23 protein-coding genes are annotated in these 26,534 nt (G+C 62.1%); 11 read left to right on the top strand and 12 right to left on the bottom strand.

The window, feature by feature from the left end; all coding sequences use genetic code 11:
- Positions 1 to 18 precede the first annotated feature (18 nt).
- The 3 genes from mltG (at position 19) to gmk (ending at position 3,016) form a co-directional block, all read left to right on the top strand.
- Positions 19 to 1,380: an endolytic transglycosylase MltG gene (mltG, locus tag I2H36_RS12095; RefSeq protein WP_196264299.1), complete on the top strand. Its 1,362-nt coding sequence runs from the start codon at positions 19 to 21 to the stop codon at positions 1,378 to 1,380.
- Positions 1,381 to 1,473: 93 nt separating this feature from the next.
- Positions 1,474 to 2,361, top strand: coding sequence for a YicC/YloC family endoribonuclease (locus I2H36_RS12090; protein WP_196264153.1), 888 nt, complete (start codon positions 1,474 to 1,476; stop codon positions 2,359 to 2,361).
- A gap of 4 nt (positions 2,362 to 2,365) precedes the next feature.
- Complete coding sequence (gene gmk, locus I2H36_RS12085; RefSeq protein ID WP_196264152.1) at positions 2,366 to 3,016, top strand: guanylate kinase; 651 nt, start codon at positions 2,366 to 2,368, stop codon at positions 3,014 to 3,016.
- Positions 3,017 to 3,024: 8 nt separating this feature from the next.
- Here gmk and I2H36_RS12080 read toward each other — a convergent pair whose 3' ends face one another.
- From I2H36_RS12080 to lptF, 6 genes are all read right to left on the bottom strand, one after another.
- Positions 3,025 to 4,137 (bottom strand): D-alanine--D-alanine ligase family protein, encoded by a 1,113-nt coding sequence (locus I2H36_RS12080; RefSeq protein WP_196264151.1) that lies wholly within the window; start codon positions 4,135 to 4,137, stop codon positions 3,025 to 3,027.
- 149 nt (positions 4,138 to 4,286) lie between these two features.
- Positions 4,287 to 5,147 (bottom strand): 16S rRNA (adenine(1518)-N(6)/adenine(1519)-N(6))-dimethyltransferase RsmA, encoded by an 861-nt coding sequence (gene rsmA, locus I2H36_RS12075; protein WP_196264150.1) that lies wholly within the window; start codon positions 5,145 to 5,147, stop codon positions 4,287 to 4,289.
- The gene (pdxA, locus tag I2H36_RS12070; RefSeq protein WP_196264149.1) at positions 5,144 to 6,145 is read right to left on the bottom strand and encodes a 4-hydroxythreonine-4-phosphate dehydrogenase PdxA; all 1,002 of its coding nucleotides are present in this window, start codon (positions 6,143 to 6,145) and stop codon (positions 5,144 to 5,146) included. Before pdxA ends, rsmA begins: the two co-directional genes overlap by 4 nt.
- A 24-nt stretch (positions 6,146 to 6,169) precedes the next feature.
- Positions 6,170 to 8,713, bottom strand: a complete 2,544-nt coding sequence (locus tag I2H36_RS12065; protein ID WP_196264148.1) for an LPS-assembly protein LptD — start codon at positions 8,711 to 8,713, stop codon at positions 6,170 to 6,172.
- Between the two features lie 34 nt (positions 8,714 to 8,747).
- Positions 8,748 to 9,833, bottom strand: a complete 1,086-nt coding sequence (gene lptG, locus I2H36_RS12060) for an LPS export ABC transporter permease LptG (RefSeq protein ID WP_196264147.1) — start codon at positions 9,831 to 9,833, stop codon at positions 8,748 to 8,750.
- Positions 9,834 to 9,835: 2 nt separating this feature from the next.
- Positions 9,836 to 10,996 (bottom strand): LPS export ABC transporter permease LptF, encoded by a 1,161-nt coding sequence (gene lptF / locus I2H36_RS12055; RefSeq protein ID WP_196264146.1) that lies wholly within the window; start codon positions 10,994 to 10,996, stop codon positions 9,836 to 9,838.
- Between the two features lie 214 nt (positions 10,997 to 11,210).
- Here lptF and I2H36_RS12050 point away from each other — a divergent pair, with 214 nt between their 5' ends.
- From I2H36_RS12050 to I2H36_RS12030, 5 genes are all read left to right on the top strand, one after another.
- Complete coding sequence (locus tag I2H36_RS12050; RefSeq protein ID WP_196264145.1) at positions 11,211 to 12,704, top strand: leucyl aminopeptidase; 1,494 nt, start codon at positions 11,211 to 11,213, stop codon at positions 12,702 to 12,704.
- A gap of 121 nt (positions 12,705 to 12,825) precedes the next feature.
- A complete protein-coding gene (locus I2H36_RS12045) occupies positions 12,826 to 13,278 on the top strand; it encodes a DNA polymerase III subunit chi (protein ID WP_196264144.1) in 453 nt (150 codons plus the stop codon).
- Positions 13,279 to 13,378: 100 nt separating this feature from the next.
- Positions 13,379 to 14,893 (top strand): alpha/beta fold hydrolase, encoded by a 1,515-nt coding sequence (locus I2H36_RS12040; RefSeq protein ID WP_196264143.1) that lies wholly within the window; start codon positions 13,379 to 13,381, stop codon positions 14,891 to 14,893.
- Positions 14,894 to 14,994: 101 nt separating this feature from the next.
- Entirely contained in the window at positions 14,995 to 16,548 is a 1,554-nt protein-coding gene (locus tag I2H36_RS12035) for a S10 family peptidase (protein ID WP_196264142.1), read from the top strand.
- A complete protein-coding gene (locus I2H36_RS12030) occupies positions 16,548 to 16,928 on the top strand; it encodes a hypothetical protein (RefSeq protein ID WP_196264141.1) in 381 nt (126 codons plus the stop codon). The genes I2H36_RS12035 and I2H36_RS12030 overlap by 1 nt, the downstream gene beginning before the upstream one ends.
- A gap of 78 nt (positions 16,929 to 17,006) precedes the next feature.
- Here I2H36_RS12030 and I2H36_RS12025 read toward each other — a convergent pair whose 3' ends face one another.
- From I2H36_RS12025 to I2H36_RS12010, 4 genes are all read right to left on the bottom strand, one after another.
- Positions 17,007 to 17,675 (bottom strand): calcium-binding protein, encoded by a 669-nt coding sequence (locus I2H36_RS12025; RefSeq protein WP_196264140.1) that lies wholly within the window; start codon positions 17,673 to 17,675, stop codon positions 17,007 to 17,009.
- A 360-nt stretch (positions 17,676 to 18,035) separates the two neighbouring features.
- A complete protein-coding gene (locus I2H36_RS12020; RefSeq protein ID WP_196264139.1) occupies positions 18,036 to 18,446 on the bottom strand; it encodes a hypothetical protein in 411 nt (136 codons plus the stop codon).
- Positions 18,447 to 18,534: 88 nt separating this feature from the next.
- Complete coding sequence (locus tag I2H36_RS12015) at positions 18,535 to 18,672, bottom strand: hypothetical protein (protein WP_196264138.1); 138 nt, start codon at positions 18,670 to 18,672, stop codon at positions 18,535 to 18,537.
- A 362-nt stretch (positions 18,673 to 19,034) separates the two neighbouring features.
- The gene (locus tag I2H36_RS12010; protein ID WP_196264137.1) at positions 19,035 to 20,912 is read right to left on the bottom strand and encodes an ABC-F family ATP-binding cassette domain-containing protein; all 1,878 of its coding nucleotides are present in this window, start codon (positions 20,910 to 20,912) and stop codon (positions 19,035 to 19,037) included.
- A 203-nt stretch (positions 20,913 to 21,115) separates the two neighbouring features.
- Between I2H36_RS12010 and I2H36_RS12005 the strand changes: the two genes are divergently transcribed.
- A complete protein-coding gene (locus I2H36_RS12005; protein WP_196264136.1) occupies positions 21,116 to 21,802 on the top strand; it encodes a Crp/Fnr family transcriptional regulator in 687 nt (228 codons plus the stop codon).
- On the opposite strand, the gene I2H36_RS12000 is transcribed toward I2H36_RS12005, so the two are convergent.
- Complete coding sequence (locus I2H36_RS12000; protein ID WP_196264135.1) at positions 21,799 to 22,713, bottom strand: DMT family transporter; 915 nt, start codon at positions 22,711 to 22,713, stop codon at positions 21,799 to 21,801. The genes I2H36_RS12005 and I2H36_RS12000 overlap by 4 nt on opposite strands.
- A 70-nt stretch (positions 22,714 to 22,783) precedes the next feature.
- Complete coding sequence (locus tag I2H36_RS11995; protein WP_196264134.1) at positions 22,784 to 23,452, bottom strand: TetR/AcrR family transcriptional regulator; 669 nt, start codon at positions 23,450 to 23,452, stop codon at positions 22,784 to 22,786.
- Between the two features lie 134 nt (positions 23,453 to 23,586).
- Here I2H36_RS11995 and I2H36_RS11990 point away from each other — a divergent pair, with 134 nt between their 5' ends.
- Positions 23,587 to 24,774 carry an HlyD family secretion protein gene (locus tag I2H36_RS11990; protein ID WP_196264133.1) on the top strand — a complete coding sequence of 396 codons (1,188 nt, stop codon included), beginning with the start codon at positions 23,587 to 23,589 and terminating at the stop codon, positions 24,772 to 24,774.
- 6 nt (positions 24,775 to 24,780) lie between these two features.
- On the top strand, positions 24,781 to 26,376 hold the full coding sequence (locus I2H36_RS11985; protein WP_196264132.1) for a DHA2 family efflux MFS transporter permease subunit: 1,596 nt from the start codon (positions 24,781 to 24,783) through the stop codon (positions 26,374 to 26,376).
- Positions 26,377 to 26,534 lie beyond the last annotated feature (158 nt).

Raw genomic sequence — 26,534 nt, 5'->3', positions numbered from 1 at the left:
TACCAGAAAAGCGGCGTGATGTTTGGACGAAAGAAAAAGATACTTCTGGCTCCCGTGGATGATGCCGACAACGGATCGTCCCAGCCGCGTCTGGCACCCCGGTCTCCGAGCGAAGCCATCAAGCCCTCGATGGCTCCGCCGCCGCCACCGAAGCTCCGCGGCCGCCGCAGGGGCATGCTGTCCCTTCTCAGTGGCTTGCTGACCCTGCTCGTGGCTGCAGCGATTGCCGGAATCTTCGGCTTCTCCATGCTGCAGCAGGCGGTGACGACCGACGGGCCGCTGCAGAGCGACAAGGTCGTGGTGATTCCCCGCAATACCGGTACGGGCGAGATTGCCCAGATCCTCAAGCAGGAAGGCGTCATCGAGCAGCCCCTGCTGTTTCAGGCTTATGCCTACATGAACCGCCAGCGCGGGCAGCTCAAAGCCGGCGAGTTCCAGTTCAAGGCCGGCACTAGCGTCGAGGAGGCGATCGACACGCTGATCCAGGGGCGTGCCATCCTGCACACCGTCTCGGTTCCCGAGGGGCTCACCAGCGAGCAGATCCTGGCTCGTCTCTATGAGCACGAGATCCTCACCGGCGATGTCACTGAGACGCCCCGCGAAGGCTCGCTCCTGCCCGATACCTACAAGTTCGAGCGCGGCACCACGCGACAGCAGATCATCAACACCATGCAGGCAGCCCAGCGACAGGCGATCGAGCAGATCTGGCAGCGCCGCTCGCCCGAGCTGCCAATCAAGTCGCCTCAGGAACTCGTGATCCTCGCCTCCATCGTGGAGAAGGAGACGGGCCGTGCCGATGAGCGCACGCGGGTGGCCGGCGTCTTCATCAATCGCCTCATGAAGCGCATGAGGCTTCAATCCGACCCCACCATCGTCTACGGGCTGGTGGGCGGTAAGGGCACCTTGGGCCGCGGCATTCTCCGCAGCGAGATCGAGGCCGCGACACCCTACAACACCTATGTGGTCGAGGGCCTGCCTCCTGGTCCCATCGCCAATCCTGGCCGGGCGGCGCTCGAAGCGGTCGCCAATCCGTCCCGGACCAAGGATCTGTACTTCGTGGCCGACGGTTCCGGCGGCCATGCCTTCGCCGAGACCTATGAGCAGCACCAGCGCAACGTGACCCGGTGGCGGCAACTCGAGAAGAGCCGTCCCGCGACCGGCCCTGGGGATGTGGACCGGGTTGTGCCCGATGGCGACCAGACCAGCCTGCCGCCCGGTGCTGCCCCCGCGCTGCGCGGCACCGCGAATGCCCAGCCGGCTGTCGGCGGCCGCCCCGGACGCGGCTTCGATGCCAGCGAAGGCACCGAGAAGGACCCGCTTAAGAACAAGAGCTTCGACCTGAACAACCCGAAGAGCGTTCCGGCCCTCCGGCAGCCCTGAGCGGCTGGGGAAGATCTCCAATCCTTGCAATCGACTCTTGGATCGGCGCGCATTATGGTCGCGCCGATTTTCATTCCGTTCGAGGTTTCACGCATGTCCATTGCGAGTATGACCGGCTTTGCCCGCGAGGCCGGTGTCGCCGGTGCCTATCAATGGGCCTGGGAACTCAAGACCGTGAACGGTCGTGGGCTGGAAGTGCGGGTTCGGACACCGTCAGGCCTCGACGGCATGGGCGAGGAAGCGCGCGGGCAGATCCTCAAGGCGCTCACCCGGGGGCAGGGCCAACTTAATCTGTCCTTGAGTAAGGCATCGTCTGCTCCGAAGCTGCGCGTCAACCAGGATGTGCTGCAGTCGCTCCTCTCCGCTCTCAGTGGTCTGTCGCTTCCGGAGAATGTGAAACCGGCTTCCCTAGACGGTCTTCTCGCCGTGCGCGGTGTGGTGGAACTCGACGACGATGTCGACGATCCGGCGCAGAATAAGGAGCTCGCGGCCGCATTGCGCGGTGGCGTCGGAGCGCTGATTGAAGCGCTCAAGGCAGCGCGCCTGATGGAGGGGCGGGCGCTGTCCGCGGTTCTCGGGCAGCAGCTCGATCTGGTCTCCCGGCTCGTCGACGAAGCCGAGGCTGCGCCAGCCCGCCAGCCCGATGCAATCCGCACCCGGCTGGAATCTCAGATCGCAGAATTGTTCGAGGGCAAGCATGCGCTTGATACGGCACGCCTCCATCAGGAGGCGGTGCTGATCGCGGCCCGTGCCGATATCCGAGAGGAGCTCGATCGCCTGCGTGCCCATGTGGATGCAGCCCGTAGCCTGTTGCAGGAAGGCGGCCCGGTCGGCCGGCGTCTCGACTTCCTGTCGCAGGAATTCGGCCGCGAGGCGAATACCCTGTGCGCGAAAGCCAATGATGTCTCCCTGTCGCGGATCGGCCTTGAATTGAAAGCCGTGATCGAGCAATTCCGCGAGCAGGTTCAGAACGTGGAGTGATGCGGTGAGCCAAGATCCGAAGTCTCAGGTCGGCCGTCGCGGCCTGATCCTCATCCTGTCGTCACCGTCCGGCGCCGGCAAAACCACGCTCACCCGCAGCCTCGTGGAAGAGCGGGCCGGTGTCCTGTCGGTTTCTGTCACCACCCGTCCCAAGCGTCCGTCCGAGATCGAGGGCAGGCACTATCACTTCATCGACGTCGAAGAGTTCAAGGCGATGCGTGATCGCGATGAACTCCTGGAATGGGCCGAGGTACACGGCAATTTCTATGGCACGCCGCGAAAGCCAGTAGAGAAGACGCTGGCATCGGGCCAGGACATGGTCTTCGACATCGACTACCAGGGCACCCGCCAGGTGCGGCAGAAACTGCCCGACGACGTGGTGACTGTGTTCGTCCTGCCTCCGAGCTTCAAGGAGCTTAAGGCACGCCTTGAGCGCCGGGCGGAGGATGCGCCCGATGTCATCGCCAAGCGTCTCGCCAACGCTCGCATCGAGATGGAGCGCTGGGTCGAGTACGATTATGTGATCGTCAACGAGGACCTCGACCGCTCCTTCCAGAGCCTCAAGGCGATTCAGACCGCCGAGCGCCTCAAGCGCGATCGCCTCGTGGGCCTCTCAGATTTCGTCGAAGGGTTGCTGGCTGAGAAGCTCGACTAGAGCGCCGGTCAGACGAGCGCCAGCTGGTTCCGGCGTTCGTGACGGGCGATGGCATGCCCGATCAGCACGTCCATCAGCTCGCTTTGCGGCAGACCGCCGGCCTCCCAGAGTTTCGGATACATGCTGATCGCCGTGAAGCCCGGCAGGGTGTTCACCTCGTTGACGAACAGGCTGCTCTCGTTCTCCGGATCGACGAAGAAATCGATGCGCGCCAAGCCTTCGCAGCCGAGAACCTTGAAGGTCTCAACCGCAAGCTCCTGGATGCGCTGTGCTTGGTCTGAAGTGAGCTCCGCCGGAATGCGCAGAAGAGCGCCGTCCGCGTCGATATACTTGGCGTCATAGCTGTAGAAGCCGTGGTTGCCCGCGGGCACAATCTCGCCGAGCGGGGAGGCCTTGATCTCCCCCGCGGCATTTTCCAGCACCGAGCACTCGATCTCCCGCGCACCCGTGACGCTGCGCTCCACCAGCACCTTTCTGTCGTAGCGGAAGGCGCGTTCGCAGGCCCGGTCGAATTCCTCGGCCGATGAGGCGCGGGAAACGCCCACCGAGGAACCCATATTAGCGGGCTTCAGGAATAAATCGGGCGTGCCGAGCGCATCCACGGCGGTTTGGTAGTCGACACGAGTGCGGGGTGTCATTGCCAAGTAGGGAACGACCGGCAACCCGCTGTCCCGGAGCAGCCGCTTGGCCACGTCCTTGTCCATGCTGGCAGCTGAGCCCATCACGCCGGAGCCAACATAGGGAATATTGGCGAGTTCAAGAAAACCCTGAACCGTCCCATCCTCACCGTTCGGCCCGTGGAGCACGGGCACGATTGCATCGAGGTTGAGCGTGGTGGAGCCTGCATCGCCGTTGAGGACCAGCATCTCGCCTCCGCCGCCCGGCAACAGGGCTACCTGAGGCGATCCCTCGGGGATCTCGAGGGATGTTGCGCCCCGTCCTCCGCCATTGCCGTTGTCGCAGAGAAGCCAGCGTCCATCCCGACCAATGCCGATGGGGATGATATCGTAGCGGTCCGAGTCAAGGGCGCGCAGGACATTGGCGGCTGAGAGCTTGGAGACCTCGTGCTCCGCAGAACGCCCTCCGAACAGAAGCCCAATCCTATTGCGCGGCTGCGACATGTCCGCTTCCTCCCCTCGCGGCTGTGATAAAGCCGCTCTCCTGAACCAATCATGGAAGACGCGCGGTTAAGGTCCCATGAAAGACGCGCGGCTCCCGTCGAGCGGCTGCATATAGGCGGTGTCGAAGGTGGGACGAGCTTCGGAGCGCTTCAAGCCCTGAAGCCGCGGGTGGCATCCAAGGCATTGGCCAGCGCCACATAGCCCGCAACCGGGATGTTCTCGGCCCGCGCCGTCTCTTCAAGCCCAGCCGCCTGGATGATCTCGGCCGGGCCCGGAGCGATGGATTTCAGGCTTTGGCGAAGCATCTTGCGGCGTTGCCCGAAGGCAGCCCGCGTGACCGCTTCCAGCGCTTCAAGTCTGCAGGGCAGAGGGTTCGCCCGTGGCGTAAGGTGAACCACGCTCGAGGTGATCTTCGGCAGCGGCACAAAGGCGGAGGGCGGCACATCGAACAGAATGCGCGATTCCGCGCGCCAGCCGCAAAGGACGCCCAGACGACCATAATTCTTTGGATCGTTCTCGTCGGCCACGATGCGCTCGGCGACTTCACGCTGGAACATGAGGGTGAGCGAGGCCCACCAGGGCGGCCAGGGGGCGCCGGTGAGCCAACCCGTGAGCAGGGCGGTGCCGACATTGTAGGGCAGGTTGGCGATGATGCGGACGAGGCTGTCGCCCACCAGCGGGCGAGGATCGAACTCTAAGGCATCGGCCTCGACTACCTCCAGCCGGCCCGAATAGCGCTCGGCGATCTCGGCGAGAGCCGGAAGGCAGCGGGTGTCACGCTCGATGGCGATGACCTTTTTGGCGCCGGCTGCGAGGATTGCCCGGGTCAGGCCTCCGGGGCCGGGGCCGACCTCGATGACAGTTGCCTCTTCCAGCGGTCCCGCGGAGCGGGCAATCCGGCTTGTGAGGTTGAGGTCGAACAAAAAGTTCTGGCCCAGCGACTTCTTGGCCATGAGCCCGTGCCTCCGGACCACGTCGCGCAGAGGGGGAAGGTCGTCGATCTGGCTCATGAACCCCCCAGACGGGCGGCGAGCTTGATGGCGGCAATGAGGCTGTCGGGCCGGGCAATACCCTTGCCGGCGATATCGAAGGCCGTGCCATGATCCGGCGAAGTGCGCACGAAGGGGAGCCCGAGGGTCACGTTGACCGCCTCGTCGAACGCGATGGTCTTGATTGGGATGAGGGCTTGGTCGTGGTACATGGCGAGCGCCGCATCATAGCGGCTGCGGGCGCGGGCGTGGAACATGGTGTCCGCGGGCAGGGGGCCTGCCACGTCGATCCCCTCGGCGCGCAGGGCATCGACGGCCGGGGCGATGATCCTGGCATCCTCCGTTCCCATCGCGCCATTTTCGCCCGCGTGCGGGTTGAGGCCTGCGAGCGCCAGCCTTGGATTGGCGATGCCGAAACGCTCCCGCAGTTCCCGGGCTACGATCCGTCCCGTCAGCACGATCAGGTCTGTAGTGAGGGCAGTAGGAACGCTCGCAAGAGGGATGTGCACAGTCACAGGCACCACCGCCAGCTGCTCGCTCCAGAGCATCATCACGGGATGGCAGGTCTCCTCCCGGCCTTCAGAGGCGAGGGCAGCCAGAAACTCCGTATGGCCCGGATACCTAAATCCACCTTCATAGAGGACATGCTTGGCTATGGGATTGGTGACGAGTGCCGAGGCTGAGCCCTCTTGGACCGAGCTCACGGCCATCTCGATGGACTCGATCACCGACGCAGCAGCGCCTGCATCAGGCTGGCCGGGCTGTGCCGAGACCGAAACGCTCAAGGGGAGAACCGGCAGAGCCTTTGGGAACGCTTTTGGGATTTGTGCCATCTCGACAGAGATGACCGGCACGTCCCAGCCCAGGTTTTGCGCAACGCGCTCAAGGAATGCGGGGTCGCTCAAGACTGCGAAGGGGGGCAGGGCCCGTTCGTCTCGCAGCATCCAAGCTCTCAGGGCCAATTCCGGCCCGATCCCGGCAGGGTCACCCTGCGTCAGCAGGAGTGAGGACTGGTTCAAGTCTGGCACCGGTGTCCTTCACCATCACTCATCGTCGGAGCCGCTGAGTCTCTGCGTATAGCCCACCTCGCCAAGGGAGCGGAGCTCAAGACTGAAGGCGACCGTATGGTTCTGCTCCTTCTCACCCGAGGTCAGGGTGACGTCGCGCGGAGCGATGCTATAGCTCACCGAGAAGGTCGTGCACTCGTCGATGTAACCCAGTCCCAGAGACATACCGGCGACATAGCCGACATTCTCCCGCTGGGAGATCGCTGCTCCTGGAGCGACTGCTGTAGGAACGGCAAACGTCTCGCGCGCCACGAGATACCGGTCCAGATCGAGGAGGATCGAGCCCGTGACGAACCAGTTCGGCGTCATGTCCCAACGGGCGGAGGCCAGCACGCCCTCGCGGCGGGTCGGATAGCCGATCGCGGGCTGAGCCTCGTAGCGGGCATAGGTCAGCGAAGTCGAGACAGGCAGGTAGGGATTGAAGTTCGCCCGGATGCCGGCTTCGAACCGGTTCAGGCCGAAATCTTCCTGATCGAAACGTCCGCGCGAGACGAAAGCGAAATTGGCATTCGGCGAGATCTGGAAGCGGCCGACATAATCGGACGCCCTGGAATCGAGACCTGAATCCAAGCCCACATTGGCCAGGTCGCCTTGCCGGAACGAGTTGCGTCCCGCGATCTGATAAGACTGGCCGAACAGCACGTTGGCATAGAAATCGTCCGCGCCCATGACTGTGTACTGCACGCCCACATTGGCGCGCACGCCGCCCTCGACGCGGTCGTAGCCGGAGAACTTGTCCCAATCGAAGAGGGACGTGTCGTCGAAGACGAGGCTCTGAGCATCCTCATTGGGAAGACTGCCGATCCGGGTCTCATTCGGGCGGGCTATGATCTGGGCGATCGGCTCCAGGATCTGCTGGCCCGAGGTGCCGAGGCTGGCGATGAAGGGATAGCGGTATTCGAGCCCGATCGCCGGGGTGGCGCGGAAGAGATAATCGTCATCAGCATCGATGAAATTGGCGAGCTGCGGGTTCTGGTAACCGTTGAAGTCGGGAGCGATCCAGAAATTATCAGCCCGCAGATAGGCAAATGGGGTCCAGACTTGGCCGATGGGATCGATGAACTCGCGCCGCCAGGATGCCGTGACCGACGCTCTCGATGTCGAGCCGCTCATACCGCGAACGAGGCAATTGGCAGGATTGAATAATCCATCGTCACCCGCGCGACAGGTCCGGGCGATGCCGTAGTAGGCGGTACTGTCAGGAAATAGCGGATCGAACTGGGCGGCTTCGCGGGACAGGCTGGTCACGTTCACATCGAGCGCGAACTCGCCGCCGATGGTTGGAGGTGTGAAACGCTTGTTGTAGTCGATCACCGGAGCGACGATCGGCTGCTGCTTCTGCCAGTCGTAGGTCGAGAGTGTCTTGAAGTAGTAGCCCCGCGCATCGAAGAACGAGCGATCTCCCTGGCCTTGAAGATAGACGGTCGAGATCGATTCCTTGACGTAATAGTTGCTCAGGCTCTCGCTGCGGATGCGGTAGTTAGTGAGGAACCACTTGTCGGACACGAGGGCGATGTCCCAGCCCCAGCGCCAGTTCTGGTTGATGAAAAACTCGCCTTTGGTCTCCAGGGAGCCCCGGAAATCGCGATCGCCCGCTCCGTAGGGGCCGGGGAGAAAGGCCTCCGGATCAAGCTGATTGATCCCGGCCGCGCGAATGCTGTAGGCGCCCGTCTCCAGCCGATGGCGCCACTCGACCTGCCCGAGAAGGCCCTGGCGGCTCAGGATGGTCGGGCTGATCGTCAGGTCATAATTGGGAGCGATAGCCCAGAAGAACGGGATCGAGCCGCCGTAGCCCAGGGTGTTCGAAAAGACGTAACGCGGCGCCAGGAAGCCTGTCTTGCGCTTGACGGTCGGATCCGGCGTCCAGAAATAGGGCAGATAGGCGACCGGGATGCCAAGGAGCTCGAGGGTCGCATCTTCGTAATAGATCGTCCGCTCGCTGTTGTTGTGGATGATCTTCGCCGCCTTCACCTGCCAGAGCGGGGGGCGTTCCGGATTGTCTTTGCACGGTTCGCAGGCGGTGTAGGTGCCGCGCTCAAAGGTCGTCGTCTCGCCCTCGGCCCGCTCGGCCCGCGGAGCCGAGAATCGGGTCGTCAGGGGACGGCCCTGCTCGATGGTGGTCTGGACGACCCTTAAGGAATCGATGAAGCCGTTCTTGAAGTCGTCGGTAAGCTCGAAACGGTCGCCGGTTGCGACGGTGCCGTTGGCATCCGTCAGGCGGGCATTACCCTCGGCAAAGACCCGGCCAGTGTTCCGGTCATAGGTGACCCGGTCGGCCTGGAGGGTCCGACCCTGGTAATTCATCTGCACGTCGCCGGAGGCGGCAATCGTGTTCCGGTCGTTGTCGTAGACGATTTCCTTGGCGTCGACGAGGAGGCGGTCCTCCCCGGATCCCGACTGGGCGCGGGCGCCGATGGCCTCGTTGAGCGTGGCTTGGGCAAGCGCAGGCATTGACCCAGCGGCAAACATCAGTGCCGCTGCGATCGCAGACGTTGCGATCGTTGTCTTAAGCCGCCGCATCCCCACTCCTTCGCAATACTCTTTTTGAGAACGGTCAGCCGTCCTCTTGGTACAATAAGGCCAAGGTCCCTAAAAGACTGCCTACAACAGCAGGGAACCAGGCCGCAACCAACGAACTGATGATTCCGGAGGCTCCAAGCTCCGCCATAAGCTCAGTGGCGACATAAAGCATGAACCCGGCTGCGACGCCACCCAGAACCATCATGGCCACACCGCCAAATCGAAAGAATCTTAACGAGACGGATGCGGCAACAAACACCATGGCGATGAAGAGCAGGGGACGGGCCAGAAGCAGGTCGTAATGGAGCTGATAGGTGGTGGCGTTGATATCCGCCTGCTCCATCCGGCTGATCGTTTCCTTCAGCTCCCAGAACGGGACCGCATCGGGGTCGATGAAGCTCTGTCGAACCTCCGAGGGCTTCAGGCTCGAGGCGATCAGGTAGCGGTCGTGGGATCGGGGCTCCTCGGTTGCGGACAGAACCCTGGCGTCTTTCAGTTCCCAGAAGCCTTCATGCAGGTTCGCTTCACGGGACTCGACCCGATGGCTGAACGCGCCGTCATTGTCGAAGACATAGACCGTCACGTCATAGAGGGTCGCAGCATTCGTCGCTGAGCCGTTCGCACGAAAAATAGCTTGCCCGTCCAGGCTCTTCTGGCGAAGCCAGATCGGCTTTTCCCGGGTCTGGACGTTTCTGGAGAAGATGCTTGTCTCCAAGGCCGAGGCGCGCTGCTTGAGGACGGCGGAAAGGGGGTTGTAGACCGTAACGGAAAGCACTCCGATCAGCACCGCGATCAGGAGCCCTGGCTGAAGGAACTGCCAGGCGGAGATTCCCGCTGCCCGCGCCACCACCAGTTCGAGCTTGCGGCTGAGCTGCAGGAGAGCCGCCATGCTGCCGAACAGCACGGCAAACGGCATGACCTGCTCGGCGATGGCCGGGGTGCGGAACAGGGCCAGTTGCGCAATCACAGCCGCCGTTGCGCTCGGCGCATCACCGGCCCGGCGCATGAGCTCCACGAAGTCCAGGGTATAAACGAGCGTGAAGACGGTCGCGAAGACCAGGAAAATGGTCTTGAGAAACTGCCGCGAGAAATATAAGCCAAGGGTCCGGCCGATCAGCATGGTCAGGCTTTCTGGGTGGCGGGGGAGCGTGCCAGCAACAGATTGTTGAGCATTCTCAGAAACTTGGCCTGGGTGGACCGCATGGCAGAACCTTGCAGGATCAGCAGCAGGCTGATGAGAATGCTTGCCAACGGCACGGCATAAATCGCGATGACCGCTGCTGAGGTCCGGGCCACGCCGCTCGAAGCGGCAAAGCCGAGGATCCGCATCAGCACGATCGCCACAACTGCGCTGGCAATTGCCATGCCACGGCCCTGGCGGGTCGTGCGGGGTTCCCCGAGAGCCGCGAAGGCGATCATCATCATGGCGAGCGGGTAGAGCCAGGAGGACAGACGCTCATGAAGTTCGGCCCGGAACCGCCCCGACTGTTCCCGGTAGATCGGTTCACTCTTATCGGGGAAAAGAAGCTGCAGGGTGCTGCGCTCCCGCGGCTTGTAAACGACCTCTCCGCCCTCCTTGTTGAAGGCCGAGAGATCGACCGCATAGCGCTCGAAGGCGACAATGGAGGAATCGCGGCTGTTGGGCTCCTTGCGCTGAACGCTTCCCTTCTGGAGCACGAGATAGGACGTCCCATTCTGCTCGGCGGTCTGGCCCCGCTCGGCCAGATAGACGATGGCTTTGTTCTTCTCCCGGAGATCCTCCATGAAGATCCCGAGCAAGGAATCGCCCTGGCGCTCCCGGTAATGAAAGGTGATGCCGTTCTCCAGGCTGATGAACTGGCCTTCCTTGGCCATGGTGCCCACGAAGTCGGCCCGGATCTTCGTGAACAGCTGGCGCATCTCCTGGAAGCTCGCCGGCATGATGTGGATCGAGATGATGCCCACGGCCAGGCAGACGAAGGCCGCCAGCGCCAGGAACGGCCGCAGCAGGCGCCCCGGGGGCATGCCACCGGCGCTCATGACGATCAGCTCGGAATCGCCGTTCAGCTTGTTCAGCGTGTAGATGGTGGCGAGGAAAAAAGCGACCGGCGCGATGACGCTGATCAGGGCCGGCAGCGAGAGCCCGGTCACGGTCAGAAAGATCAGGAAGGTCTGGCCCTTGCCGGTCAGCAGGTCGAGTTCCCGCAAGGCCTGCGTGATCCAGATTACCCCTGTGAGGGCGAGCAGGCACGCGGCGAAGGCGCTGAATGTGATTTTCAGGATGTAGCGTTCGAGAAGTGTCATAAGGCCCTTCGCCCCCGGGCGGTTGCGCCCTGGGTATCGTGTCGGACAGTCTCAGGCAAGACGGCCGTTTTCAACAGCCCGGGATTGCGCCGATTTAACGGCAGCTTTCCCGTAGCCGTACACGCAATATGATATATGTCCCAACCGTCACTATCGCGCATCAGCGTCGCAGCCGGCCCTAAGACCGGACATGCACCAGAACAAAGAGGATTTCATGGCCGACAGCTTAAAGATCGACTTCCAAGCCCATGGTAAGGTCGAATCCGGCGATCTCATCGTCTTCGTCGGAGAGAATCTCAAGCCCTCCTCTGCCGTGGCCAAGCAGCTCGGACCGAAGGGCGTCGATCTGATCGCCAAGGCTGCCGCTGCGGAAAGCTTCAAGGGCAAGGCCAAGTCTGCCATGTCGGTTCTGATCCCCTCCGGCCTCTCGGTCGATCGGCTGGTCGTCATCGGCCTAGGAGGCGAGAAGGACCGGAGCGACGTGGACTTCGTTCAGCTGGGAGGCCTGATCGCCGGCAAGGTCAACGGCAAGCTCGCGACGGTGGTTCTGGACCTGCCTGAAATCGAGGTTACCCCAGAGGCAGTGGCCGACATCGCGGTTGGCGTTGGCCTTCGGCGCTACAGCTTCGACCGCTACAGGACGAAGAAAAAGGACGATGACAACGGCAAGGGCGCCGGACGGCTGGTCTTCAGCGTGGCCGATCCCGCGGCAGCCAAGAAGGCTTATAAGACCCGCGAGGGTACCCAGCAGGGCGTCATCATCGCCCGCGATCTCGTCAACGAGCCGCCGAACGTCCTGGGACCACAGGAGTTCGCTGCCCGCGCCCAGGCTCTGACCAAGCTTGGCGTCGAGGTCGAGATTCTCGACGACAAGGCTATGAAGAAGCTCGGCATGGGGGCGCTGCTCGGCGTGGCTCAGGGTTCCGTGCGCGGCGGCCGTGTCGCCATCATGCGCTGGAACGGCGGTAAGGCCAGTGACAAGCCCATCGCCTTCGTCGGCAAGGGCGTCGTGTTCGACACCGGCGGCATCTCGATCAAACCAGGCGCCGGCATGGAGGACATGAAGGGTGACATGGCGGGCGCCGCCTGCGTGGTCGGGCTCATGCATGCCCTGGCGAGCCGCAAGGCCAAGGCAAACGTGGTCGGCGCCATCGGCCTCGTGGAGAACATGCCTGACGGCAATGCCCAGCGCCCGGGCGACATCGTCACCACCATGTCGGGCCAGACCATCGAGATCATCAACACTGATGCGGAAGGCCGCCTCGTGCTGGCCGACGTGCTCTGGTACGTCCAGGACCGCTTCAAGCCGAAGTTCATGATCGACCTCGCGACCCTCACGGGCGCCATCATGGTGGCGCTGGCCCAGGAATATGCCGGCCTGTTCTCCAACAACGACGAACTGGCCGAACGCCTGACGATCGCCGGCAAGGCGACGGGCGAGCGGGTCTGGCGCATGCCGCTGGGGCCTGAGTTCGACAAGATGATCGAATCCAAGTTCGCCGACATGAAGAACTCGGCCGGTCGCTTCGGCGGGTCGAGCACAGCTGCGGCGCTGCTCCAGCGCTTCGTCAACGACGTGCCCTGGGCCCATCTCGACATCGCCGGGACGGCCATGGGCTCGCCGCAGAACGAGATCAACAAGGGCTGGGCCTCGGGCTGGGGCGTGCGCCTCCTCGATCGGCTCGTGCGCGATCACTACGAGGCGTGAGCCGGCAAAGCGTCATCCTGGGGCTGCGAAGCAGAACCCGGGATCGCTGGACGAGAATGGCGATAGATCCTGATAACGATCCCGGATCTTCACTACGTTCGTCCGGGATGACAGGAGTATTATGACCGAGGTCCTTTTCTATCATCTCCAGCAGCAGCCGCTCGAGGCCGTGCTGCCCACGCTCCTGCAGAAGACGCTGGAGCGGGGGTGGCGCGCGGTGATTCAGGTGACGACCGAGGAGCGCCTGTCCGCCCTCGACGATCACCTGTGGACCTTCACGGACGAGAGCTTCCTGCCGCATGGCACGGACAGGGAGGCTCATGCGGCGGACCAGCCGATCCTCATCACCCTATCGGGCGTCAATCCCAACGGCGCCTCCATCCGCTTTCTCGTGGAAGGTGCTGACCTGCCGGAGGACATGGCCGCCTACCAGCGCCTGGCGATCCTGTTCGACGGCAACGACATCCAGGCGCTCGCCTTCGCCCGTGACCAGTGGCGCGCGGTAAAGGAAGGGGGGCACGACGCGACCTATTGGCAGCAGGACGAGAGCGGCCGCTGGCAGCGGAAGGCGTGATAGTCCTTTCTTTGCGATGAGAAATCGTGTCAGCGGTCTTGAGCAATCAAGCGTTATGTAGTTGTGTTTCGTCAAGCTGGATTTCGCTTAGAAGGCTTTCTTGATCACAATCATACGTCCCCTCTTCATCATTCTGATTGCCGCGCTTTTGCATGGTGGGAAGGCGCAGGCTCAAAACCGAGACCTGAAAGCTGCTCCCCCGGGTGCATCAACTGTTCAGATCGAGAAGCTTTCTCAAAGCTATGCGACGCGGCATTTACTTCAGCTTGCCGGGGGAGCAATAGATTTTACTGCGATTGCGGAGAATTACGTCTTCACCGAATCCGAGGGCGGGCCAAGAGCCGAGATTGCCTCTGTTACGTTTACGAAGGACAATGCTGATCCGGCCATACGTCCGGTTGCCTTCATCATGAATGGTGGTCCTGGGGCGTCATCGGCATACCTGAATCTGTTGGCAATAGGCCCATGGCGCACGCCTCTGGACGGATCACGCTACTCGACAAGCCTTTCGACTCTGCAGCAGAATCCAGAAAGCTGGCTCGATTTCACGGACCTCGTCTTCATTGATCCGCCTGGCACCGGTTATAGTCGCGTCACCGGCGGCGAGAGGATGCGGCAGTATTTCCGTTCTGTTGATGGCGATATCGATGCTCTTGCGGATTTCATACGAAGATGGCTGAGGGACCGGAACCGCCAACGCTCACCGATATATTTTGTGGGAGCGAGCTACGGCGGCTTTCGCGGGCCTCTTCTGGCTCGAAAGCTTCAACTTGATACGCTCAAGTATTTCGCGGGATTGATTCTTGTTTCGCCTGCTCTCGACTTTGATCTCTTGCCATTCGGTCGTGTGATTTATCCCCCGTGGGTCAGTGCATCGATCCTTCCGAGCCTCGCAGCGATATGGGCTGAGCGAAACTCATCCTTGACCCCTGAGCTTCTCCAGGACGCTGAAGCTTATGCATCAGGGGAGTATATTTCGGATTTATTGCGGGGAGTGGAGGACACACAGGCTATCGAGCGTATTGCCCAGAGGATTGAAAAGCTGACAGGTATCCAGCCTAGTTTGACGAGAATCTCAAAGGGCCGTGTCGATGTGCAGGGCTTTGTCCGGGATTTGGAGCGGAAACCAGCACCGAATCTAGGCTCCTACAACGTCTATGAAGCGAAAGGGACTATTGCATATTCAGAGGACCATGACCTTGAGTATGTGACCCGCATTCTCTCTGGTGAGATGAATGGATATTTCATGAATATGCTGAAGTTCCGAACAAGTGAGCAATACAAAGTCATCGATTATGAATTAACGAGAACCTGGAGATGGAATAACGGGCGCTATGGTGTTGAGGCTCTCTCGACACTCCAGCAAGCAATGAGCGCTGACAGAAGTATGAGAGTTCTGATTGCCCATGGGGCAAGCGATCTGACGACTCCTTATTATGCGACGAAAGTGCTTTCCTCCCAGCTTGATGTGGGTCAACCAAGGCGCTTGGATTTCAAGCTCTATGGCGGAAATCATATGTTCTATACGCGAGAAGGATCCCGAAAGGCTTTCCGCGATGACGCCAAGGCCTTCTTTGAACATGAACAGGCCGCACAAAGTCCAAGTCACCAATAGGAACGCACCTGCATAGAGCTCGCACACGAAGACTTCATCTTCCCAACGCTTGCCGTAGGGAGCAAATCCTCCAGTTTCACGGCATCCACAAGGATGTTCCGATGACCCGAAAGCTGCGCCTTCCTCTCTACGCCGCCCTGTTTCTGTCACTCGTCGCGCCTCTTGGAGCCGGAGCCCAGGAACAGCCGCCGCAAGGGCAGCAACAGGAACAGCGTCGGCCCCGACCCGAGGCCAGGGACGCGCAGGCGCTGCCGCCGGAATCGGTCACCCGGCATACGCTTCAACTTCCTGGCCGGACGCTATCGTTTACCGCAACGGCCGGGCATCTGACCCTGGCCGACCCGCAGGGCGCGCCGCAGGCGGAGATCGGATTCGTCGCGTATACGCGCGACGATGCCGACGCTGTGACCCGCCCGGTGACCTTTGCGGTGAATGGCGGTCCTGGCGCGTCCTCGGCCTATCTGCATCTTCTCGCCGTCGGGCCTTGGCTCTTGCCACTCGATGGCCCGACGATCAGCCCCTCGGCCTCTCCGACCCTTGTCCCCAATGCCGAGACCTGGCTTGATTTTACCGATCTCGTCTTCATCGATCCGCCGGGGACCGGCTACAGCCGGGTGGTCGGCGGCGACCAGGTGCGGGAGCGGTTCTACTCCGTTCAGGGCGATATCGACGGACTGGCCGCCTTCGTCATGCGCTGGCTCAAGGAGAAGAACCGGCTCACGTCGCCGAAATTCTTTGCCGGCGAAAGCTATGGCGGTTTCCGGGGGCCTTTACTGGCCCAGAAGCTCCAGAGCGATCAGGGCATCGGGTTCAGCGGTCTCGTTCTCGTTTCGCCAGTCTTTGACTTTGACTGGCTCGACCAGGGTGCCGGCGCACCATGGATCAATGCAGCGATCCTGCCCTCGCTTGCGGCGGCAAATCTTTCGCGGAACGGCCCCGTATCGCGCGAAGCGCTGAAGGACGCGGAGGTCTATGCGTCCGGCGAGTATCTCGTCGATCTCATGCGCGGGCTCCAGGACAAGGAGGCGGTCGAGCGTGTCAGCCGGCGCGTCGCCGAACTGAGCGGGCTTAGCCTCGAAGTCTCGCGGCGCTTGGCCGGACGCATCGACATGCGGGCTGCCCAGAGGGAATTGCGGCGCGGCTCGTCCGAGATCGTCAGCGCCTACGATACCAACGTGGCCAATGCCGACCCGAACCCGAACGCCCAGGTCTCCCGTTTCGAGGATCCGGTTCTCGACGCTATGACCGCACCCTTGTCGAGCGCGATTATTCATCACCTGACGCACACCCTGAATTATAAAGCGGAGGGGCGCTACAGCCTGCTCAACGGATCCGTCAACGGCGCATGGCGCTGGGGCAGCGGACGCAATGGTCCCGAGAATTTGGAAGAATTACGGCAGGCCTTGTCGCTTGACGGCAAGATGCGCGTCCTTGTCACCCACGGCTTCACCGATCTGGTCACGCCCTACTTCGCCTCGCAATTGCTCCTGAACCAGCTTCCCGACCTCGGCCCTCGGAAGCGCGTGGACCTGACAGTTTACGAAGGCGGTCACATGTTCTATTCGCGGCAGGCGTCACGGCAGGCCTTCAAGGCCGATGTGCAGCGGCTCTATGATGAGGCCCTGCAGGCGAGGGCGGCGGATAACAAGGATTGATGGGAATGCGTATAAGAGTTCTGTCGAGTGTAGCCCTTGCGGCGATAATCCTGTCCGCGTGTACCAGCACCCAATCGGCATCGCCGGTGGCAGCGCCCGTGGCTCCTGCGCCGACGGCCTCTATCGGTCCGCAAATCGACGGTCCTGTTCTCGGCCCCGATGGCCGCTGCACCGGAACGTCCGCAGGCACGGCGACTGCCATCGAGCCCGGCATCGCCGAATGCGATCTCGTGCGCCTGAAGGGCAAGCCCGCCACGGACGTGCTCGTGGGCGAGAGCGGCAAGGGCCAGCGCGAGGTGCAGGTGCTCTATTCCGAGCCCGGCGGTCGCGAACTCTACTTCTTCGTCAACAACAGGCTTGATCGGGTCGTGAAGCCTTAAGGGTCAGCGTCTTCGAGCCTTCCAAACAAAAAATGGCCGCAATATGTGCGGCCATTTTTGTTCACGAGAAGTTCGGTCTCAGATGATGTAATCGAACCTCATGTCGGATGCCAGTCCGGCATTCTTGAGCACGACGCCTGTCTCGAAATAGCCGTCCGCATTGAGGTCGGAGATCAGGAAGCCCTTGTCCGTCTTGGGGTTGTACAGGAACACGTGTCTGACATTCGTGTCACCGAACAGGAAGTCGGCATCGGAGGCGGCGGTTGCGATGGAATACGCATCCGTCTTGACCTCACGGTAGTTGCGTGACGTTCCTTTGATCGTCATGTCGATGAAATCGTCGTAGCGGTTCCAGTCCATGATCGTGTCGGCCGTGCTCTTCGTGAGGCCGGAATCGCCTTTCTTGAAGACGAATTCGTCTTCTCCTGCACCTCCGGCCAGCGTGTCGCGTCCGGTGCCGCCGGACAGAAGATCGTCACCGAAGCCGCCGGAGAGATAATCGAGACCGGACCCGCCGTAGAGATCGTCGAACCCTGCATCGCCGTAAAGGTCGTCATGGCCGGCGCCCGCGATAATGTAGTCATCACCGAAGCCGCCATCGATCGTATCGTGATCCCAGCCGCCATAGATATCATCGTGCCCATCCCAGCCGTAGATCAGATTATTGCCGTCATAGCCGTAGATGGTGTCTGAGCTATCGAAGCCTTCGATCGTTTCGTCGAAATCATCCCCGTAGATGGTCGCCATCGTTGTCTCCGCAGTCTTCTGTTGCCGGGCTGCTTTCATGGCAAAACCCGTCGAAGGTATCAGGCCCAAGTAGTGCCATAGGGCGGTTAACCCCTGGTGACTGCATCATCGGACGGGACGGCTGAATGCTGGCAAGGCGGTCCGTTCATCGGGCGTATAACCGCTGCTTTAGCCGCTAACTGAGATCATGATTAACGATTGATGAAGATTTGGGCTTACAACAAGATACATGGCGTGACCCTTTTCATCATTCGTTGATAGGTGGAGCACATCCTCCCCATCAACGAAAAGGCGAGCATGCCAGTCCCGCACGCTCGCCTACTTGAATCTGTGTTGAGGATCGGCCGTCAGTTTCGCGGCTCAGTAGACCTCATAGGATCTGTAGGGACGCTCATACCCGTCTTCATAATAATCCTGCGGGCCACGATCATACTGGCGGTAGGACCTGCGATATCCGTCGTCGTATCCTCTCGGCCGCTCCTCGTATCGTCTCGGGCCTCTCTCAGCCCCGCGGGCGATATAGGCGCATCGCTTGGCAACGCCCGGAGCAGGATCGCCGAACATCCGGTTGGAACAAGGAATGCCGCCGTCCCGGACGAAAACCTCGACGCTCCGACCGGGAATGCCGTAGATCACACGGGTCGGATAGGGAACGCGGCAGAAACCGTCCTCCCGAGCGCAAGGCACCAATCCTTGCGCCTGTGCCCCCGACGGCATCCCGACGATTGCGCCACCGATGAGCAAAGCCGTGGCCAAAACTGCACGAAACATGGTCCGTTCTCCATTCCAGGTGTACCAATATACGCCTCTCATGATGAACGCCGCAGTAATGGCGTGTGTTCAAAACCGGGGTGGATGCTTACCGCCACACACTCGGGAACGGCGCCAGGGGATCGTCGTCATTGGCGCTTGCGACCTGCTGCGGCTTGATCATCACCAGCGGCAGAATGGCGTGGGAGAACAGTTTCGTGGTGCAATAGGACAGGATTTGAGCCATTGAAGCCTCCATCGAGGGTAGCAGGAAGCTAGCCCGAGACGGAAAAGCCCGATGTGCTCCGCCGCACCCGGCTTAAGAGGCAACCTGCCGTGTCAGATCGGCAGAATGTGTCCGGTGCAGACGAAGCTTCCATTTGGATTGCGCCTGAGCCGCGTTGTCATTCACGGCCGATGCCGATCCGATCGTCAGATGGGCCATCGGTATGAGGCCCCCCGTGAAGGCCCTGTCGGTGCAGGCGGAAATCAGGATTTTCATGGTCAGCCACCCCCAAAGGCTAAGATCAGCTTACGATCATGCTTCGATTTTGGGTGCACTCCGAGGAGGTAGCTACACTGCTCTGGGGGAGTAGGGCCAGGCTGCTCCTAAACGCCCGCCTCCTCGATCTCACTGCTCAGGGCCAGCCACTCCTCCTCGACTGTTTCCAGGGTTGACGCGGCCTCCGCGCGCATTCTGGACAGCTCGGATGCCTTTGCCGGATCCTTCTGGAAGGCGGTACCGTCAGCAAGGGCTGAATCGACCTTGCCGATAACGTCCGTAAGTTTCGCCATCCGGTTCTCGAGCGCCTCCAGCTTTTTGCGCAGGGGGGCGAGCGCTGCCCGGCGCTCGGCGGCGGCCCGGCGCTCGTCGGTCTTGGAAGCGATCGGAGCCTGCGGCTTGTCGGAACGCTTCTGCGGATCGAGCTCTCCCGAGAGAACGAGCTGGCGGTAATCGTCCATGTCGCCGTCGAACGGCTTCACGCTGCCGTTGCCGACGATCCAGAGGCGATCGGCGCAAGCCTCGATCAGGAAGCGATCGTGGCTCACCAGGATAACCGCGCCCGTATAATCGTTGATCGCCTCCATCAGGGCCGTGCGGCTGTCGATGTCGAGATGGTTCGTCGGCTCGTCGAGGATGAGCAGGTGAGGGCCGTTGAAGGCGGCAAGACCCATGAGCAGGCGCGCCTTCTCGCCGCCGGAGAGGGCGGAGACAGGCGTGTCGGCCTTCGCGCCCGGAAAGCCGATCTGCGCCGTGCGGGCGCGGATCCTGGCGACGGGCGTGTCCGGCATGCGCTCAGCCACATGGTCATAGGCGGTCGCCTTCGGGTTCAGCTCATCGAGCTGGTGCTGGGCGAAATAGGCGACATCCATGCGGGTTGGCGTGCGCATCTCGCCCTTCATGGGCGCCAGCCTTCCGCCGATGAGCTTGCAGAAGGTGGACTTGCCATTGCCGTTGGAGCCGAGGAGCGCGATCCGGTCGTCCGGCGAGATCGTCAGGTTGAGGCGGTCGAGGATGATGCGCTCGCCATAGCCGACGGCGCCGCTCTCCACCGTAATTAGTGGTGGCGCAGCGGGCCGCTCCGGACCCGGCAGATTGAAGGGCAGAACGTCGTCTTCCACGATGGTGGTGATGGCCTCCATCTTCTCGAGCCGCTTGACGCGGGACTGGGCCTGCCGGGCCTTGGAGGCTTTGGCCTTGAAGCGGTCCACGAAGGCCTGCAGGTGCTTGCGCTCGGCCTCCTGCTTGGCGGCCGCTTTTGCGGTGAGCTCGCGCTTTTCGGCGTATTGCTTGGCGAATGAGGTATAGCCGCCGCGATAGATCGCGAGCTTGCCCCGGTCCAGATGGAGGATGTGGTTGACGCAGGTGTCGAGCAGTTCGCGGTCGTGGCTGATGACCAGCACGGTATGGGGATAGCGCCCGAGATAATCGTAGAGCCAGAGCGTGCCCTCCAGGTCGAGGTAGTTGGTCGGCTCGTCGAGCAGCAGCAGGTCGGGTTCGGTGAAGAGCACGGCGGCAAGGGCCACGCGCATGCGCCAGCCGCCGGAAAAGTCCGAGCAGGGCCGTTTCTGCGCCTCGGCGTCGAAGCCAAGTCCATGGAGGATGGCGGCCGCGCGAGCAGGGGCTGAATGAGCGTCGATGTCGGTGAGCCGCATCTCGATCTCGGCCCTGCGGAGGCCATCGGCGGTTTCGGCCTCGGTGAGGAGGGCAGCCCGCTCCTTGTCGGCCGCCAGCACCACCTCGATCAGGGTCTCGGGGCCGCCCGGCGCCTCCTGGGCCACGGCACCGATCTTCATGCCCCGGGGCAGGGTGACGCTGCCACTCTCGGTGGCGAGATCGCCCTGGATGATCTTGAACAGGGTGGTCTTGCCGGCACCGTTGCGCCCGACAAGCCCCACCTTCGCACCGTCGGGCAGGTTGAAGGAGGCGTGGTCGAGGATCAGCCGGTCGCCGATGCGGTAGGTCAGGTCGTTGACGTGAAGCATGCCGCCTTTTGGCGCGGGAAAGCCGTGCTGGCAAGGTGTCTGGGCGGCTTCACGCTCTGCCGGTGCCGCGAACAAAGCCTGTGCGATAGCCGGAATCGCCAGTGACAAGATACTGAAGACTTGACAAAGGGATAAGGCATCTCTTCCGTACAAAAAGTACGGGATCTATGGTATAGCCAAGATATCGTGCAGGGAGGAAACCCATGGGTCGGCTCACTGGGATCAAGTTATTCAAGGGGCTGGAGATAGACCTTGCGCCGTTCGAGACGCGGGCCAATTGGCGTCGCTTCGACCCTGAGGAAGTCGTCGTCGACTTCGACGAGCCTTCAACGGACGTGTATTTCCTTCTCTCCGGGGAGGTGCGGGTTCTCATGCGCACGGCCTCCGGCAAGGAAGTCATCCTCCACGAGATGAAGCCCGGCGACCTGTTCGGCGAGCTGGCCGCCCTCGACGGCGTTCCCAGATCGGCCAATGTCACGGCGCTGACTCGAGGTGAGGCCTGCGTGATGCCGGCTTCCGTCTTCAAGGAGATGCTGTTCTCCCACCAGCCCGTGGCCGAGCGCCTGTTCTGCCTCATGGCCTCCCGCATCCGCGAGCTGAATGCCCGCTTCATGGAGCAGACGGTTCTCGATCTGCGGCACCGGCTCTATTCGGAGCTCCTGCGGCTGTCGACGCCGCGAACGGACAAGTCCGGAGAGCGGGTGATCACGCCGCCGCCCTTCCATCATATCGTGGCCGCCCGCATCGGGTGTCGCCGCGAGCAGATCACTCGTGAATTCACGATGTTGTCCCAGGAGGGCCTGATCGAGCGGACCCGAGGCGCTCTGATCCTGCGCCAGCCGGATGTGCTCAAGGCCCGGGTGGCCGAGGCCTTTAGGACCGATCATTAGGCCGATATCGCGGCACGCTTGCCCTCGGTAAGGGCGAGAGCCGTAGCAGACAGCATCACGGCCATCCCGATGGCTTCCGGCCAGCCGAAGGCCTCATTGGCGAAGGCGACGCCGACGGCGACCGCCACGACGGGGCTGACGAAGGAGTACAGCCCGGCCCGGAAGGCGCCCCAGTCGCGCACCAGCCAGAGATAGATCGAGAACCCTCCGAGCGACCCGCCGAGGACCAGGATCGTGAGGCCCATGATCGCCCGTCCGTCGGTGAGCCCCGCGAAGTAGGCCGGATCATACCCCTCTACCACGAGCGAAACCGGGATGAGGCCGAGTGCACCGATGCTCGTCTCCCAGAAGGCGAGGGTGATCGGATGCATGGTCTGCATCAGCGGCCGGCTCACCACACCGCCCCAGGCATAGCTCAAGGTTGCCAGGGCCACAGCGGCGAGGCCGACCAGGGCGCCATCCTGTGAAGAGCCGGTCCGTCCGGAGAAGAGCATCACGAGACCGAGGACGCCAAGCGCGATGGCTCCCAGCCTGCGGGGCATAATCCGCTCCTGGCCGTAGAGGGCGCCAATGAGGATCACAAAGATCGGCATCAGGGAGAGATTGACGATGGACGACAGGCCGGTCGGCGCCCGGGCCACGCCCCAGAACAGCAGGCTGTAGCAGCCGGTCGTGATGAGAACCGACGCGACGATGACCCGCCCCGGCTGCGCCATCTTCAACGGCAGCCCCTTGATGAGAATGAAGGCGAGGTAGCAGAGGCTCGCGAGCAGGAAGCGCATCAACGCCAGGAAGATCGGCGGCACCGCCTCGGAGGCGATCTTCATCGGAAGCCAGGTCAGGCCCCAGATCAGCGCCATCCCGGCAAAGGCCACGACGTGTCCTGCTTCGCTGCCCTCACGCTTCCCCATCGCCCGCTCTCCGCCGCCTGCGGAGACAGACTAGTGAAGGGCAAGGCGGCGGGGAAGCTCCAGTCGATGCTTATTGTTTCGGAGCATCCGGCCCATAAGCCGCGAAGAAGACCCGCAGGGCGTTCTCCACGTTCTTCTGGATCTGAGCTTCGGCCGGCGGTTCGCCGACGGAAAAGAGTAGGCGTCGCAGCATGCCGGAGACGCAGAGATCGAGGAAATGCTGGGCAGCAATTTCCGTGTCTTCTATAGAAAGCCGTCCCGCTTCGACCTGCCGGTCGAAATAGGCCTTGAGCCGGGCGATGCCCTGGCAGGGGCCGGCCTCATAGAAGGCCTGACCCAGACGCGGGAACTTCTCCGCCGCGCCCATGACCATCCGGATCGACGAGATATGCTCGGGCTTGCCCATGCGGCGCAAATAGATGAGGCCGAGATTTCGCAGGACTCCGCGAACGTCGGGGTCATCAGGGTCGAGCTTGAACAGCACTTCCGCCAAGCCCCGCTTCTCTTCCGTGGTCAGGGCCTCGAACAGGCTTTCCTTGCTGTCGAAATAAACATAGAGCGTGCCTTTGGAGACGCCGGCGACCTTGGCGATTTCGCCCATGCTGGCGCCGTCGAACCCCTGAGCCAAAAACACCTTGCGGGCGCCTTCCAGGATCTGGCGGCGCTTGGCGCTCTCGGCATTCTCCTCGGCGGTTGGCGAGAACTCTCGATCCCGGGTGCTGTCATGCACGGCGCTCATAACTTCTACAAATTCCCTTTTAGACTATTGACCGAACGGTTCGGTCAACTCATATATGGCCAGCAGACAACAGAGATCAAGGCCTGTCTGGCAATCGGTTCATATAGATTCTACAGGCTTTGCAGAGGTTTAACATGGCTTATCGGCAAGAGTTTGAGCCGGGCGCAAAGAGCGTCCCCGAAGGTGCTGTGGAGGTTCCAGCGCACCAGCCTGATCAGGGCGCTCCGAAAGCGGCTGCCTCTGAAGCCAAGAAGAAGGGCCTCGGCAAGAAGCCTGTAATCCTTGCTGTTCTGGCGGCCGCGCTGACTTTTGGCGCCTATGAGGGCCATGAGTGGTGGACGAACGGGCGCTTCATGGTTTCGACCGAAGATGCCTATGTGCAGGCAGACATCACGATCCTGTCGGCCAAGGTGTCCGGCTATGTTGAATCGGTTGCCGTTACCAACAACCAGAGCGTCAAGGCCGGCGACCTGATCGCCAGGATCGACGACGGCGATTACCGCTTCGCCCTCCAGTCTGCCAAGGACAAGCTCGCGACTCAGCAGAGCGCCGTCACGCGCATCGGCCGCCAGATCGAGGCTGGTCGCGCCTCTGTGGCGCAGGCTCAGGCGCAGATCGCCGCTGCAAAAGCGGAGGCCGAGCGCGCCGAGAGCGACTATGCCCGCCAGCAGCAACTCGCCCGCTCCGACTTCACAAGCCGGGCCGCTCTCGAGAACGCCAAGGCCACCCGTGATCGGGCACAGGCCAATGTGCAGAGCGCAGAAGCCGCACTTGCCGCTGCCAAGTCGAATGTCGATGTTCTGGCCGCACAGCAGAACGAGGCCCAGCGCGTCGCGGCCGAGGAGCAGACTTCTGTCCAGAAGGCGGAGCGTGACCTCACCTTTACGGAGATCCGCGCCCCGGTCGATGGCGTGATCGGCAACAAGGCCATGGAGGTCGGCACCTATGTGCAGCCCGGCGCTCGGCTTGCGGCCCTCGTGCCGCTGACGAGCGTGCATGTGGACGCCAACTTCAAGGAGACGCAGATAGCTTCCCTGAAGGTTGGCCAAAAGGTGCATATCGAGGTCGATGCGTTCCCGGATTCCGATGTCGTCGGAACAGTCGAGAGCGTTTCGCCGGCCTCGGGCGCCGTCTTCAGCCTGCTGCCTCCGGAGAATGCCACCGGCAACTTCACCAAGATCGTTCAGCGCGTGCCCGTGCGCGTCTCCGTCAACCCGGAGATCGTCCAGCAGGGCATCCTGCGTCCCGGCCTGTCCGTGGTGGTCGATGTGGATACGCGCACATCGGCCGACACTGAGAAGACCGCCAGCCTCAAAGAGTAAGCACCCATGGCCGCATCGGCTGCCATCCCGACCAAGCAAGGACCCATGCTAGCCGCAAAGCCGGCGCCTGTGAGCGGGCGCCGGACCTTCGCGTTCTTCTGCATGGTCTTCGGCATGTTCATGGCGATTCTGGACATTCAGATCGTCTCCGCCTCGCTGGCGGAAATTCAGGCCGGTCTCTCCGCATCGTCGGAGGAAATCTCCTGGGTCCAGACGAGCTATCTGATCGCCGAGGTGATCATGATCCCGCTGTCGGGAACGCTCTCGCGCGTGCTCTCCACGCGCTGGATGTTCGTGATCGCATCAGGCGGCTTCACTTTCATGAGCTTCATGTGCGCGACGGCCACGAACATCGATCAGATGATCGTCTATCGCGCGCTGCAGGGCTTCATCGGCGGCGGCATGATCCCGACCGTTTTTGCCTCGGCCTTCACGATCTTTCCGCCGGAGAAGCGGCCGGTCATCTCGCCGATCATCGGCCTCGTGGCGACGCTGGCACCCACCATCGGACCGACCCTCGGCGGCTATCTCACTGACATATTTTCTTGGCACTGGCTGTTCCTGGTCAACATCGTGCCGGGCATCCTCGTCACGATCTCAACCTACCTGCTGGTCGATTTCGACGAGCCTAACTTAGGCCTTTTCAAGAGCTTCGACTGGGCGGGTCTCGGCTTCATGGCGGCTTTTCTCGGCAGCCTCGAATATGTGCTGGAAGAGGGGCCGCTGAACGACTGGTTCCAGGATGAGCTGGTGCTGATCCTCACCATCGTGTGCGTGGTTGGCGGCTTGGGCTTCTTCTACCGGGCCTTCACGGCGAAGCAGCCGATCGTCGACCTGCGTGCGTTTGCCGACCGCAACTTCCTCGCAGGCTCGTCCTTCAGCTTCGTCATGGGCATCGGGCTCTATGGGTTGACCTATCTCTACCCGGTTTATTTGGGGAGCGTGCGGGGCTATTCGTCCCTGCAGATCGGCGAGACCATGTTCGTGTCAGGCGCGACCATGTTCCTGATGGCGCCGGTGGCGGGTATCCTGTCCCGCAAGATGGACCCGCGCGTCATGATGGGCATCGGCTTTGCCGCCTTCGCCTTCGGCACATGGATGATGAGCGGCCTGACCAAGGACTGGGATTTCTGGGAGCTGTTCGTTCCTCAGATCTTCCGCGGTGTCGGCCTGATGATCTGCATGGTGCCGATCAACAACATCGCTCTCGGTACGCTGCCGCCAGACAGGATCAAGAACGCGTCCGGCCTCTATAACCTCACCCGCAACTTAGGCGGCGCGGTCGGACTGGCGCTCATCAACACGGGGATCAACAATCGATTGGACCTCCACGTCGAGCGCCTGCGTGAGAGCGTGAACTGGGGCCGCTCGACGGCGGTCGAGACCCTGAACGCCATGACCATGAAGTTCCAGTCCCTCGGTCCGGATGCCGGCACGGCTGCGATCAAGACCCTGTCCAACATGGTCCACCGCGAGGCGATGGTCATGGCCTTCGGGGATGTGTTCCTTCTGCTGACGATCCTGTTCCTAGGCCTGATCCTCGCCTTGCCGTTCATCAAGAAGCCCCGGGCGGCTCCCGCCGGCGGTGGCGGCGGTCATTGAGTTAACCTCCAAACTTCAGCCCGGCTTCATGCCGGGCTTTTTCTTGGGTGGCTGTTTTTCAGCCTCTGGGGTCAAAGGAAGCAGCCTCTCCCCTGTTTCCGCCCTTCGGTCACAAAGAGGGTGGGGACGCGGGGGTTTTAAGATGTTGTTCTTGGAGC

Source organism: Microvirga terrestris, from assembly GCF_015694425.1.
In the GTDB taxonomy this organism is placed as follows: Bacteria; Pseudomonadota; Alphaproteobacteria; order Rhizobiales; family Beijerinckiaceae; genus Microvirga; species Microvirga terrestris.
Note: the sequence above shows the minus strand (reverse complement) of the source record. Positions and strands in the feature narration are given on the sequence as shown.

Coding starts and splice junctions, on each gene's coding strand:
- I2H36_RS11995 (WP_196264134.1), bottom strand. CDS start 23,452: ATGAGCGCCGTGCATGACAGCACCCGGGATCGAGAGTTCTCGCCAACC.
- I2H36_RS12090 (WP_196264153.1), top strand. CDS start 1,474: ATGTCCATTGCGAGTATGACCGGCTTTGCCCGCGAGGCCGGTGTCGCC.
- I2H36_RS11990 (WP_196264133.1), top strand. CDS start 23,587: ATGGCTTATCGGCAAGAGTTTGAGCCGGGCGCAAAGAGCGTCCCCGAA.
- I2H36_RS12015 (WP_196264138.1), bottom strand. CDS start 18,672: ATGGCTCAAATCCTGTCCTATTGCACCACGAAACTGTTCTCCCACGCC.
- I2H36_RS12030 (WP_196264141.1), top strand. CDS start 16,548: ATGGGAATGCGTATAAGAGTTCTGTCGAGTGTAGCCCTTGCGGCGATA.
- I2H36_RS12000 (WP_196264135.1), bottom strand. CDS start 22,713: ATGGGGAAGCGTGAGGGCAGCGAAGCAGGACACGTCGTGGCCTTTGCC.
- I2H36_RS12020 (WP_196264139.1), bottom strand. CDS start 18,446: ATGTTTCGTGCAGTTTTGGCCACGGCTTTGCTCATCGGTGGCGCAATC.
- I2H36_RS11985 (WP_196264132.1), top strand. CDS start 24,781: ATGGCCGCATCGGCTGCCATCCCGACCAAGCAAGGACCCATGCTAGCC.
- I2H36_RS12045 (WP_196264144.1), top strand. CDS start 12,826: ATGACCGAGGTCCTTTTCTATCATCTCCAGCAGCAGCCGCTCGAGGCC.
- rsmA (WP_196264150.1), bottom strand. CDS start 5,147: ATGAGCCAGATCGACGACCTTCCCCCTCTGCGCGACGTGGTCCGGAGG.
- I2H36_RS12080 (WP_196264151.1), bottom strand. CDS start 4,137: ATGTCGCAGCCGCGCAATAGGATTGGGCTTCTGTTCGGAGGGCGTTCT.
- I2H36_RS12010 (WP_196264137.1), bottom strand. CDS start 20,912: ATGCTTCACGTCAACGACCTGACCTACCGCATCGGCGACCGGCTGATC.
- I2H36_RS12025 (WP_196264140.1), bottom strand. CDS start 17,675: ATGGCGACCATCTACGGGGATGATTTCGACGAAACGATCGAAGGCTTC.
- I2H36_RS12005 (WP_196264136.1), top strand. CDS start 21,116: ATGGGTCGGCTCACTGGGATCAAGTTATTCAAGGGGCTGGAGATAGAC.
- lptF (WP_196264146.1), bottom strand. CDS start 10,996: ATGACACTTCTCGAACGCTACATCCTGAAAATCACATTCAGCGCCTTC.
- I2H36_RS12035 (WP_196264142.1), top strand. CDS start 14,995: ATGACCCGAAAGCTGCGCCTTCCTCTCTACGCCGCCCTGTTTCTGTCA.
- mltG (WP_196264299.1), top strand. CDS start 19: ATGTTTGGACGAAAGAAAAAGATACTTCTGGCTCCCGTGGATGATGCC.
- lptG (WP_196264147.1), bottom strand. CDS start 9,833: ATGCTGATCGGCCGGACCCTTGGCTTATATTTCTCGCGGCAGTTTCTC.
- I2H36_RS12065 (WP_196264148.1), bottom strand. CDS start 8,713: ATGCGGCGGCTTAAGACAACGATCGCAACGTCTGCGATCGCAGCGGCA.
- I2H36_RS12050 (WP_196264145.1), top strand. CDS start 11,211: ATGGCCGACAGCTTAAAGATCGACTTCCAAGCCCATGGTAAGGTCGAA.